We start from the raw sequence: 10,453 nt of genomic DNA on the forward strand, positions 1-10,453 counted from the left end.
CAGGGTAAACGTAGCGGAAATCTCACATTGCCGGTGGACCGGTTTCTGGGGGGAAGGTCACGTTGATGCGTGCGCCCAAGCTATTATTTCAAGCGCAAGATTAATCAATATTACGGACATTTAAAAAGCGGCATTTGAAAACAGACTATAAAAATAAGGCACATATGCCAGTAGGATAAGAAAAACCCCAAACATTACCTTATAAACCACCCCCTTCCTAAGCGATTGGCTTAACTCTCTCTCAATATCAAAAAACAAAGCCTCTAATGAAGTTAGAGCCTCTTGGTATGTATCAACATCTGACGGGATCTTTTCACCCAAATATAACTTTCTTTGCAGCTGCGCCAACCTCTCAAGCTGTGGATGCATCCAGTCTCGCAAGCCTTTATCAACCTCAATAACTGAAGAAACACTATAAATCCCATTATGAACATTAACCAGCTTCCCCCTAAGAGATTCCGCATGCAAATAATTGTCACTATCAAAACAAAGACCATCTCGGGCAACTTTTATCAAAGCAAGTATTTCATAAAGGACATGCATGACTCTTTCTTTTTTTGCCGCTAACATGTGAAGCAAAGTCGCAACGGCCATTACAATTATGGTCATCCCAGCCACAAAAAAAGGAACAAACCAAACAGGATAAATCCCTTCCACACACCCTCCTTTCTATCCTGGCTTTTTAAAAACACTATCCAAACCGGAGCCGTGAAGATAAACAAAAAAACACTGCGTTATCTAGTACTTTCATACACAGCATTCGATATAAAACTTACTAAGATCTTTTCCTTTCTCCGCATAGGTGCTTATGATACTCCTCAATATCCCTTAGGTCTTCCCAAACTTCATCCATGCTTGGAAAATCGCCCGCAACAGCTGGTGACGTATCATGCCCCCTGAAATAAGCACTGCACTTAGACATAGCTTTACTTATACGCGCAAAATCGTCATCAGTTATATCTGTTAGCCTTCTCAGCCGAGTTGTCTGTATCTCCCTACCAAACCTAGTCACAACTTGATATAAAAGCCTTTCTTCAATTAACCGCTCCCAAGCCTCCCTCAGATAACCATAAAACTCGGATGCATCTCTCCTAAAATCACTCTCTAGCTCATCAGCGTCAACCCTGGCCAAACCCCTGCACATCACTTTTAATTCTTGTATTCTTTTAGAAGTCGTCAACGCATCCCAAGGAGGGCTGGACCTCACAATACCAGCTCTTCTTCTACTTCTCATCAAGCAGTTTTGATTTGGCGCCTCCAAACTTCTTTTCTCACACTCCTCCAACATCATTTTATAAAAGACAATATCATGAGTAAGAACTATTACCTGTCTTTCCAAAGATTCATCAACTATCCTTTTCACAACCTTATGAGCCCACTGATGGCTTAATGAGTTGACAGGATCATCAAATACTATGGCAGAGGACCTTTCGTCAGCTCTCATTTCTGCTAAAAAACACGCTATGGCTATACATCGCTGCTCGCCTTCACTTGCAACATTAGCAACAACCGGCTCTCCAGATTCAAACACCTCTAGCTTAAGCAACTGAGAGCCCGATCTCCCTCGTGTCTTAGGCCGAACTTTAAAGCGAGAAAACCCAAACTTACTCAGTTCATCATCAAAGGCTTCAATCAGCGGCTGAACAACTGCTTCTTGACATATAGATGTATTAAGATCTGTAATCGACCTGGGCTTGCACTCAGATTCTATCTTCTTATATTTCGCAACCGCTTTAAACCTTCTTATGTTAGATATAACTTTATCAGCATTTCTTTCGAGAAGAACTCTATCTTCGTGATCACGAATACTAGCTTCTTTCTCTTCAATTATTTCATCCGCCCCCCCTCTACTAGCAACACTTTCAATCTCCCTCCCCAACCCTTCTATAATTGAAGAGACTACATTTACCACATTTTCATCAAGTGGAATAACCGTTGCTGGATCGGGCTCTTCATTGCTCTCTACTGCTGCTAACCTGTTACCAATTTCTAACTCCACTCCCGCTAACAAACTTTGAAAGCTAGGATTATACTCTTGAACTAGCGCGATCGCAGCAGGGTAATGTGACAAATCAAACCGGGCTGACAAGTACTCTCGCCTTAACCGATGATACTTCTCTAGAGCATCCTTTTCGTCTTTTGATGTTTGATCAGCCATCAGGCTATAGAAGCCTAAAAGGCGATCGTTAGCATTCTGGTCAACTTCTTGGGTGCATAAAGGGCAGTATTCACCTAGCCTCGGCGGGAAATTTGCCAAGTGGTTTACAGAGTGAACAAACTTTTCAGCAGTGTGCCACATTGCCTGCCATTCAGCGCTCCCCACTCCGGATAGAGGAAGGCCGGTGAGTAGTTTCTCTCGAACAGCTTTCGCAATTTCTGCCTTATCTAAATATTCTCTCTTGCTCCCCCAAATATCACAATATCTTGTATCCCCAAATCTATCTAATGCCTTTTGAAGATACTTCATAAGTGGCTCAAGCTGCCGTTTCCTCCCCTCCAGCTCTTTCACAATGGCCTCTGGTGATTGTGCTTTGAGGCGTACCACCTCTTCTCTCACCTTGTCCGGATCGAAGCAACTGCTTTTTTTATTAACAAGCTCAGAAACTTGATCCTCATTTGTATGATCAGAAAGGGATTCTATAAACCTCCCTACTTCCGTGTCATTAAATTCGGGGGAGGACACTAAACCCATTTCCTGGCATTATTTCTTCATGAACATTACGCTTTACATGGTCTACTGCTTCAGCCAGGTCTTCCAGTAGGGATAACCCAAAAGGTTTATAGCCGAGTTCGTCTTCCTTTGCTACAAAGTGCTCTGAAGAAGAGCTATCAAAAACTCTAACGGATTTAAGCCTTTCATCGGACTCAAAGCCTACTTGCCACTGTACTTCTAGATCCTCTCCCGCCACATTAACTTTAAACAAAGATGACGGAGAGTGAGGTGACTCCTCGAATACATTTCCAATTACTTTTCTTGCCCCACCTCTGGATAAGCATACATTTTTTAATATATTTGCATATGTTGACTTTCCTGTCCCGTTATCTCCATAGACTATATTAAGATTCGGGCTTGAAAACTTTAGCTCTTGGTCTTCAGCTAAGGCGCCAACATTGACAACATTGCTAATTGATCTAACTGTTACTTTTTCGCTTTCGCTCTCATAACCTTTTACGTCAAGCTTTGATTTCACATCATCACTTAACTCCGCCTCTTCATACAAGCCACTTTCCACTCTTGCTACTTGGAGTATTTCATCAAGCTCTTCCCTGCCAAGCGTCTCATTGTACAAAGAAAGACGTACTGCATGCTTCCACCAAACAGGCTTTCCCTCAACCCAATGAGCGATTTTTTCAACTGGTGTCATATATCCTCCCTGACGTACAAAAATCTTTATTTATTATCAAACCCTACTTGCAACTTGCTTTTTTACTAAAACCTTTGCAGCCCATCAAATGCATCTTAACAAGATCCCGATAAAGCCGGATCCAATATATATATAGTTACGTTTTTATTTTTTATCCACGGTTGGTTATTCTCTGCTCAAGGCAGACCTCCTATCCCTGGAGCCATCCGCCCTGGTACCACCTTGCCGCTGCCTTCCTGGCTAGTCGGTATCCGTGCGCCTTCTCGATCTCCGGACTCACCTGCCCTGCTTCCTCGTTCACCTGGTCGGTCATCAGCCACATGGTGTATTTCGGCCACTGCCAACATACGGCTTCCAAAAACTTACCCTTTGGCGCACGCCCGGTCAGCTCGATATTTTCGAGTATTTTCTTAGGCATTCCAATAAGTTGCGAGAATTCGCCTCGACCGCGCGTTCCACTTCACGGATCTGACGGATTCTCTCGGCCTGTCTGCTGACATATCCCGACTTCTCGGTAATCCTGACTTCAGGTGATACCCGACAAGTCGGGATACCTCGAAGCATATTTCACCTCTGAAAGGACCACAACCAGCCACAGCGAGCAGGTACGACATGGAAACGAGCAACGCGCCCCAGGTGCCGGCCTGCGTGCCCGTCATGACCATCGAGCGGTTCGCCTTGCTGAACGGCCTGCCCCCCGACACCGTCGGTGGGCAGCTCCAGCAGGGCCACCTTCCCCTGATCAAGGTCGGGCGTCGTCGCCTCGTTGACGTCGCCATGTTGACCGCTGAGTGCATGAACGAGGAGCGCTGGGCATGATCCCCCTCCGCACCGTCACCGACGCCTCGGCACCATCGAGCGGCTCGAGGTAGAGGGCCGCAAGGCCGGCCATATCGGCCAGCACCGTGATAACGGCACCTGGACTGTCTTCCTTGCCCACAGGCCGGCCAGCGTCGACAGCGAAAGATCGGCAGGCTATTTGCCGAGTCCTGCAAGGCTTTCCCGTCGGCCAACCAGGGGACGCGCATCGATCTCCCCGAGGGGCAGCCGACCCATGTCATCCGCCATCCCCTCGCCAGTCACTTCATGATCAACGGCGGCAATATCCTGGTCCTTCAGTGCATCCTGGGCCATCAGTCGATCACCATGACCATGCGCCATGTTCACTTCGCCCCGGCCCTCTCGACGATGCGGAAACGCCGAGCCCGGTCGTCACATTGCTGCAAGAATCTTGAGCGATGATCGGGGTGCCATTGACGCACTCAATGGCAGTACTCAGGCAGGTTCCCATCTGGGAGCATTTGACAGGCCCGCCACATCGGCGGGTCTTTTTTTGGCAGGAAGGCTGTCCACGCGCTGTAGACAGACACAAAAAAACCGCCTCGATGGGCGGCCTCTTGTGCTCTGCAGCTCTTTGATTTTCCCGACGTCTCGATGGTGCCGGCACCAGGAGTCGAACCCGGGACCTACTGATTACAAGTCAGTTGCTCTACCAACTGAGCTATGCCGGCTCGGGACCGACTGCGGGTCGAGATGCAGAACGGAAACGGGGTTGACGTGGCTGGGGTAGCAGGATTCGAACCTGCGCATGCCGATACCAAAAACCGGTGCCTTACCGCTTGGCTATACCCCAGCATTGTGGTGGCCAGAGACGGAATCGAACCGCCGACACGGGGATTTTCAATCCCCTGCTCTACCAACTGAGCTATCTGGCCCTCGCCAACGGTGCGTATTAAACCCCACTGGCCCGCTCGCGTCAACCCTTTCCGTTTCAAAAAGATGGCGCTGCCAGTGGGATCCTCCAGGGGTCACTTCTCGGGGGGAACATAGCCCTCTGCCTGGTCGGTTTCCTCGTTGTCGAGGAAGCGCTCAAGCTGCTCCATCAGGTATTCCCGGGCCGAGGGTTCGAGCATGTTGAGGTGCTTCTCGTTGATCAGGCGGGTCTGCAGCGCCTGCCACTCCTCCCAGGCCCGCTTCGAGACGCTGGCCTGGATCTCCTGGCCCTTCTTGCCGGGCAGCGGCGGGAACGGCAGGGCTTCCAGCTCCTGCTGGTACTTGCGGCAGAACACGGTCTGGCTCATCGGTCACTTCTCCTGGGGATCGAAACGGGGACTCTCGGGTGCGGACAGGGTGAAGGGTCGCAGCGACTCCAGCAAGCCCTTGACCGGGGCGGCCAGGCCGATGCTGTCCGGCGCCTCGGGGTCGAACCAGCGCCGGCCCTCGCCCACCGCGTCGAGCCGCGTCACCCGCGCCGGCCGGGGGGTGATCTCGAGGCGGAAGTGGCTGAACACGTGGGTGAACGACGACCAGGCGGCGTCGAGCTCGGCGCGGGGCGCATGCTGGTCGAGCCAGCCCTGCAGGCCCGCCTCGTCCTCGAACTGCGGCAGGCTCCAGAGCCCCCCCCACAGGCCACTGGAGGGGCGCTGCTCGAGCAGCACCCGGCCCTGGTCGTCCTGGAGCACCAGCATGGCGGCCTGGCGCGTGGGCAGCGCCTTCCTGGGCTTGGACTCGGGGAAGCGGCGCTGCTCGCCCCGGGCATGGGCCAGGCAGGCGTCGCTGAAGGGGCAGGCCGCGCAGTCGGGGCGGCCACGGCTGCACAGCGTCGCCCCCAGGTCCATCATCGCCTGGGTGAAGTCCACCAGCCGCCGGTCGGGGGTGTAGTGCTCGGCCAGCGCCCAGAGCCGGCGCTCCACGGCCGGTCGCCCCGGCCAGCCCTCCACGGCATGCAGGCGAGTGAGCACGCGCTTGACGTTGCCGTCGAGAATCACCGCGCGCCGGCCGGTGCTCTGGGCGATGATCGCCCCGGCGGTGGAGGGGCCGATACCCGGCAGCGCGGCCATGGCCGCGAGGCTGTCCACCGGGAAGTCGCCGCCGTGCTCGGCCACCACCGTGCACGCCGCCTTGTGCAGGTTGCGCCCGCGGGCGTAGTAGCCGAGCCCGGTCCACAGGTGCAGCACCTCGTCCCGGGAGGCGGCGGCCAGGGCCTGCACGTCCGGGAAGCGCGCCATGAAGCGCTCGAAGTAGGGGATCACGGTGGCCACCTGGGTCTGCTGCAGCATGATCTCCGAGACCCACACCCGGTAGGGCGTGCGGTCCTGCTGCCAAGGCAGGTCGTGGCGGCCGTGGAGCTCGAACCAGTCGAGCAGGCGCCGCTGGAAGGTCGCGGGGGCGAGGATGGCGGGCGGATGATCCGTCATGGGCGATCTCGACACGAAAAAAAGCGCCGACGGATCGTCGGCGCAGGACTGGCTTACTAAATGCTCACTCGAATAGACCCTCGAAGGTCTTGCGAAGTTCACTGCCGGCGCCTTCGCCGAGGCGCTCGTCGAGCTTCTTCACGGCGTCGTCGAGACGCTCCTCGACCTCCTCGTCGGCCCGCTCGCTGACCTCGCGGCGCAGCAGGCCGGCCAGGGTATCCTGGAAGGCCTCGCGGTCGAAGCGACACCACTCGCCGCTGTCGCCACCGAGCTGGCCCTCGCAGCGCACCGGGAAGGGCACGTCGACGATCCGCGGGTTCACCTCGCAGGCGGCATCCACGGAGTCGGTGAAGCGGGCGGCGGCCTTGAGGTCGAACTGTTCGCTGGTCAGATCCAGCTGGCCCTCGCCATCCAGGGCGACCCCGGGGATGGTCACCAGCAGGTCGTCGCTCTCGGCCACGCCGTCGCGGATCCGGAAACTGGCCTCGGCGCGTTCGAACTCGGTGTCATCGCGCCACTCGCGACTCGGGGTCTCGCCCTCCAGGCGGGCCGCGGCGGTGCACAGCTCCTCGGAGACGTTGACGCCGGCGATGCGGCCCTCGGCCACCCGGGTGGCCAGCCGCCCGCCCAGGGCACGCTTGATCTCGGCCATGCTATTGCCCTGGCTCTCGAGTTCACCCTCACCCTGCAGGCGACCGCCCAGCGGGGCGGGCTCGCTGCTCAGGCTATCCAGCAACGAGCCCAGGCGAACGTTCTCCACCCGCGGTGCCAGCCGCCAGCGCAGCGGCGTCTCGCGCACGTCGAGCTGGCCGCTGGCGGCGAGGTGGCCATCGTGGAAGTCCGACTCGAAGGCCGTCAGCCGGTGGCGGCCTTCGCTTCCCTGGAGGGTCAGCTCGACGTTCTCGAAGGTCTGCTCCATGAGCGTGAGCTGGCCGAGCACCAGGTGGGCGTCGAGGTCGAGCTCGCCCAGCCACTCGGCGGGCACCAGGCCGCCGCTCTGCTCCTCGGCGACGGCGCTCTGGATGATCGCGCCCTGGGAGGCGGTCTTGGGCGACCCGTCCGGGGGCGGCAGGTAGTCGTCCAGGTTCAGGCTGTCGCCCTTGAGGTCGGCCTCGAGGCGCGAGCCGTCGAAGCGCCCGGCCAGGTGGCCGTTGAAGGTGCCACCATCGAGGCTCAGCGTCAGGTCGTCGAGGGCGAGGCTCTCGAGGTCGCCCTCCACCGAGCTGGCCAGGGCCACCTCGCTCAGCGCCTGGTTGCTGGCCGTGGTCGGCATCGCCTGGAAACGGACCAGCCAGGGCCGCAGCGACAGCGAGGCCAGGCGCAGCTGGCCCTCGTAGCGGGGTGCCTGGCGCAGCTCGTTGATGGCCAGGTTGCCGCTGGCCTCGAGGCCGTCGGGGCCGGTCAACTCCATCTCGCGCAGCCGGACGGTGTCCTGCTGCAGGTCGGCGTCGAGCTGGAAGGCCAGCGTCAGCGGCAGGCGCTTCTCGCCGAGGCGTGGATGGAGCAGGTTGAGCTCCAGATTGCTGCCGCTCGACTTGAACTGCCCCGCGGCGAGATCCAGCACCAGATTCTTGGCGTGGAGCCGGGCCTCCTGGGCGTCCTCCTCGTCGCCACCGGCGAGATGCGTGGAGGTATCGAGGATCAGCTCGCTCAGCACGTGACGGCCCTCGGCCAGCCCCAGGTTGACCTTGGTCTCGAGGTCGACCTGGCTGACCATCCCGGCATCGCCCTCGCCCTGGGACTCGGCGCCGTTCTCCACCGCCACCTGCAGGCTCGCGGTGACCGGGAAGGGGGTGTCGGGGTTGACGTTGCTGCCGGAGATGTCGACCTGCTCGACGGCCAGCTCGCGGCCGGCCTGGGCATCCCGGTAGTTCACCTGGCCATCGCGGATCTGCACGCTGGCGATGTTGAGCGCCACGGCCAGGCCGCCGGCGTCCTCCGGGCTGGGGCCGGCACTGGCCGGCGCCAGCACGGCCTCGGCCTCCTCGCCACGCTCCTCGAGACGCTCGATCAGCGTCTCCCAGTTGCCGCGTCCCTCGGCATCGCGTTCCAGGTTGAGGGCCAGGCCGTCGAGGGTCAGGCCGTCGATGGCGATCTCGCCGCGCAACAGCGGCGCCATGGCCAGGCTGACCGCGGCATGATCGAAGGCGGCGAAGGGCGTGTCGTCGGCGGCCTGGGAGGCCAGGCGGGCCTGGGCCGACTCGACGCTGACCCCCAGGCGGGGATAGAAGGACCACGCCAGCGGCCCGTCCAGGTCCAGTTCGAGACCGCTGTGTTCCCGCACCACCTCGACCAGGCGCGGCTTGAGGTCCTCGGGGTCGAAGAAGGTGGTCACGAAGACCACGGCCCCCACCACGACCAGCCCGAGCACACCGATGGCGGCCAGCAGGGTTCGCAAGATTCGCTTCATTGCCCGGCTCCTTTGGGCTGCAGATCCAGTTCGAAGTAATCACCGGTCTTGGTCAACCGGTAACCGAGACGACTCAGCATCAGCTGGTCGGCCAAGGGCAGCTTGGGGTTGGCCACGCACAGCCGCAGTCCCTCGGCATGGGCGGCCTCGCCGGTCAGGGCCAGCAGGCGGCTGCCCACGCCCCGGCGGCGGGTGGTCTTGCGCACGCACAGGTGCGAGAGCCACCAGGCCTCGTGGTCGCACTGCACCGCCAGGGCCCCCAGCAGGCGGTCATTGAAGCGGGCGCAGCAGAAGAAGCGGTCCGCCGCCAGGTGGCGGCTGATGAAGTCCTCCGGGGAGAGCGGCAAACGCTCGGGAGGGGCATCGGCATAGATGCGCAACAGGTCCTGCTGCACCTGGGCATCCGCGTCCCAGGCCGCTTGGTCGACTCGGTGGAGCGTTACCGGCATGCGAGATTCTCCCTGAGGGGTGGCCATCGCCGCCACCGCTGAAGTGGCAGGCATTGTAGCGGATGGGGGCGGCGTTTCACTATAATGGCTGTCCTGCGACGGCAGCCACGTCCCTGCATCCCAGGTCCCCGACGGTGCCCGGCGTCAGGGAGCCCGCCCCCACCCCCGAAAAGCGCCCAGGCGCTGGAGACCCGACATGTCCGAGCGTATCGCCACGGTCAGCCGCGACACCAAGGAAACCCAGATCACCGTCACCGTGAACCTCGATGGCGAGGGCCGGTTGAGCTGCGAGACCGGCGTGCCCTTCCTCGACCACATGCTCGACCAGGTGGCCCGCCACGGCCTGATCGACCTGGACATCAAGGCGGTGGGCGACCTGCATATCGACGACCACCACACCGTCGAGGATCTCGGCATCACCCTGGGCCAGGCCTTCGACAAGGCGGTCGGCGACAAGCGTGGCATCTACCGCTACGGCCATGCCTATGTGCCCCTCGACGAGGCGCTGTCCCGGGTCGTGGTAGACTTCTCGGGTCGCCCGGGGCTGTTCATGGACGTCGAGTTCACACGCGCCAGCATTGGCCGTTTGGATACCCAACTGTTCTGGGAGTTCTTCCAGGGCTTCGTCAATCATGCCCGGGTCACGCTGCACGTCGACAACCTGAAGGGCTTCAACGCCCACCATCAGGCGGAAACCATCTTCAAGGCCTTCGGCCGGGCGCTGCGCATGGCCGTCGCCGAGGACCCGCGCATGGCCGGCCAGATGCCGTCCACCAAGGGCAGCCTGTGAGACCGCCGACCGATACGAGGAGCGCCCCATGACCATTGCCGTCATCGACTACGGGATGGGCAACCTGCATTCCGTCGCCAAGGCACTGGAACATGTCACCCACGAGCACGTGGTGGTGACCCGCGACGCCCGCCGCATCCACGGCGCCACCCGCCTGGTCCTGCCCGGCCAGGGCGCCATCCGCGACTGCATGGGCGAACTCGAGCGCACCGAGTTGCGCGGCCTGGTCCAGGAACTGCTCG

11 protein-coding genes, 3 tRNA genes and 1 pseudogene are annotated in these 10,453 nt (G+C 58.9%); 4 read left to right on the forward strand and 11 right to left on the reverse strand.

The genetic code is table 11. The annotated features are described in order from the left end of the window. Nucleotides 1–120: 120 nt before the first annotated feature. The 3 genes from QWY76_RS01285 to QWY76_RS01295 all read right to left on the reverse strand — a co-directional run bounded on the left by QWY76_RS01285 (nucleotide 121) and on the right by QWY76_RS01295 (nucleotide 3,365). Nucleotides 121–657: a hypothetical protein gene (locus QWY76_RS01285; protein WP_290309309.1), complete on the reverse strand. Its 537-nt coding sequence runs from the start codon at nucleotides 655–657 to the stop codon at nucleotides 121–123. A 118-nt stretch (nucleotides 658–775) separates the two neighbouring features. Then, nucleotides 776–2,683 (reverse strand): AAA family ATPase, encoded by a 1,908-nt coding sequence (locus QWY76_RS01290; protein ID WP_290309310.1) that lies wholly within the window; start codon nucleotides 2,681–2,683, stop codon nucleotides 776–778. Next, nucleotides 2,664–3,365 (reverse strand): AAA family ATPase, encoded by a 702-nt coding sequence (locus QWY76_RS01295; protein WP_290309311.1) that lies wholly within the window; start codon nucleotides 3,363–3,365, stop codon nucleotides 2,664–2,666. Before QWY76_RS01295 ends, QWY76_RS01290 begins: the two co-directional genes overlap by 20 nt. A gap of 612 nt (nucleotides 3,366–3,977) precedes the next feature. Here QWY76_RS01295 and QWY76_RS01300 point away from each other — a divergent pair. Continuing rightward, a complete protein-coding gene (locus QWY76_RS01300; RefSeq protein WP_290309312.1) occupies nucleotides 3,978–4,184 on the forward strand; it encodes a DNA-binding protein in 207 nt (68 codons plus the stop codon). A 156-nt stretch (nucleotides 4,185–4,340) separates the two neighbouring features. Here the strand turns inward: QWY76_RS01300 and QWY76_RS01305 are convergent, their stop codons facing one another. Beyond that, nucleotides 4,341–4,499: a hypothetical protein gene (locus tag QWY76_RS01305; protein WP_290309336.1), complete on the reverse strand. Its 159-nt coding sequence runs from the start codon at nucleotides 4,497–4,499 to the stop codon at nucleotides 4,341–4,343. On the opposite strand from QWY76_RS01305, the gene QWY76_RS01310 reads away from it, so the two are divergent. After that, nucleotides 4,452–4,607 (forward strand): hypothetical protein, encoded by a 156-nt coding sequence (locus QWY76_RS01310; RefSeq protein WP_290309313.1) that lies wholly within the window; start codon nucleotides 4,452–4,454, stop codon nucleotides 4,605–4,607. The genes QWY76_RS01305 and QWY76_RS01310 overlap by 48 nt on opposite strands. Before the next feature lie 193 nt (nucleotides 4,608–4,800). Here QWY76_RS01310 and QWY76_RS01315 read toward each other — a convergent pair. The 7 genes from QWY76_RS01315 to QWY76_RS01345 all read right to left on the reverse strand — a co-directional run bounded on the left by QWY76_RS01315 (nucleotide 4,801) and on the right by QWY76_RS01345 (nucleotide 9,421). Beyond that, a tRNA-Thr gene (locus tag QWY76_RS01315) sits at nucleotides 4,801–4,876 on the reverse strand. Nucleotides 4,877–4,923: 47 nt separating this feature from the next. Next, nucleotides 4,924–4,998, reverse strand: a tRNA-Gln gene (locus QWY76_RS01320). Between the two features lie 6 nt (nucleotides 4,999–5,004). After that, nucleotides 5,005–5,080, reverse strand: a tRNA-Phe gene (locus QWY76_RS01325). A gap of 93 nt (nucleotides 5,081–5,173) precedes the next feature. Beyond that, nucleotides 5,174–5,446: an oxidative damage protection protein gene (locus QWY76_RS01330; RefSeq protein ID WP_290309314.1), complete on the reverse strand. Its 273-nt coding sequence runs from the start codon at nucleotides 5,444–5,446 to the stop codon at nucleotides 5,174–5,176. A gap of 3 nt (nucleotides 5,447–5,449) precedes the next feature. Next, a complete protein-coding gene (gene mutY / locus QWY76_RS01335; RefSeq protein ID WP_290309315.1) occupies nucleotides 5,450–6,562 on the reverse strand; it encodes an A/G-specific adenine glycosylase in 1,113 nt (370 codons plus the stop codon). A gap of 64 nt (nucleotides 6,563–6,626) precedes the next feature. Then, nucleotides 6,627–8,972, reverse strand: a complete 2,346-nt coding sequence (locus QWY76_RS01340) for an AsmA family protein (protein ID WP_290309316.1) — start codon at nucleotides 8,970–8,972, stop codon at nucleotides 6,627–6,629. Then, on the reverse strand, nucleotides 8,969–9,421 hold the full coding sequence (locus QWY76_RS01345; RefSeq protein ID WP_290309317.1) for an acetyl-CoA sensor PanZ family protein: 453 nt from the start codon (nucleotides 9,419–9,421) through the stop codon (nucleotides 8,969–8,971). Before QWY76_RS01345 ends, QWY76_RS01340 begins: the two co-directional genes overlap by 4 nt. 196 nt (nucleotides 9,422–9,617) lie before the next feature. Here QWY76_RS01345 and hisB point away from each other — a divergent pair, with 196 nt between their 5' ends. Together hisB and QWY76_RS01355 are read left to right on the forward strand one after the other, a co-directional pair. Next, complete coding sequence (gene hisB / locus QWY76_RS01350) at nucleotides 9,618–10,211, forward strand: imidazoleglycerol-phosphate dehydratase HisB (RefSeq protein WP_290309318.1); 594 nt, start codon at nucleotides 9,618–9,620, stop codon at nucleotides 10,209–10,211. Next, a pseudogene (locus tag QWY76_RS01355) lies at nucleotides 10,105–10,453 on the forward strand (imidazole glycerol phosphate synthase subunit HisH); the annotation flags it as partial. The gene hisB and the pseudogene QWY76_RS01355, both read left to right, overlap by 107 nt.

Origin of the sequence: Halomonas maura, assembly GCF_030409305.1 — a bacterium.
Taxonomy (GTDB): domain Bacteria; phylum Pseudomonadota; class Gammaproteobacteria; order Pseudomonadales; family Halomonadaceae; genus Halomonas; species Halomonas maura.

Excerpts from the sequence above, each read along its gene's own strand:
- QWY76_RS01340 (WP_290309316.1), bottom strand. The coding sequence starts at position 8,972 with ATGAAGCGAATCTTGCGAACCCTGCTGGCCGCCATCGGTGTGCTCGGG.
- QWY76_RS01295 (WP_290309311.1), bottom strand. The coding sequence starts at position 3,365 with ATGACACCAGTTGAAAAAATCGCTCATTGGGTTGAGGGAAAGCCTGTT.
- hisB (WP_290309318.1), top strand. The coding sequence starts at position 9,618 with ATGTCCGAGCGTATCGCCACGGTCAGCCGCGACACCAAGGAAACCCAG.
- QWY76_RS01330 (WP_290309314.1), bottom strand. The coding sequence starts at position 5,446 with ATGAGCCAGACCGTGTTCTGCCGCAAGTACCAGCAGGAGCTGGAAGCC.
- mutY (WP_290309315.1), bottom strand. The coding sequence starts at position 6,562 with ATGACGGATCATCCGCCCGCCATCCTCGCCCCCGCGACCTTCCAGCGG.
- QWY76_RS01300 (WP_290309312.1), top strand. The coding sequence starts at position 3,978 with ATGGAAACGAGCAACGCGCCCCAGGTGCCGGCCTGCGTGCCCGTCATG.
- QWY76_RS01345 (WP_290309317.1), bottom strand. The coding sequence starts at position 9,421 with ATGCCGGTAACGCTCCACCGAGTCGACCAAGCGGCCTGGGACGCGGAT.
- QWY76_RS01305 (WP_290309336.1), bottom strand. The coding sequence starts at position 4,499 with ATGGCCCAGGATGCACTGAAGGACCAGGATATTGCCGCCGTTGATCAT.
- QWY76_RS01310 (WP_290309313.1), top strand. The coding sequence starts at position 4,452 with ATGATCAACGGCGGCAATATCCTGGTCCTTCAGTGCATCCTGGGCCAT.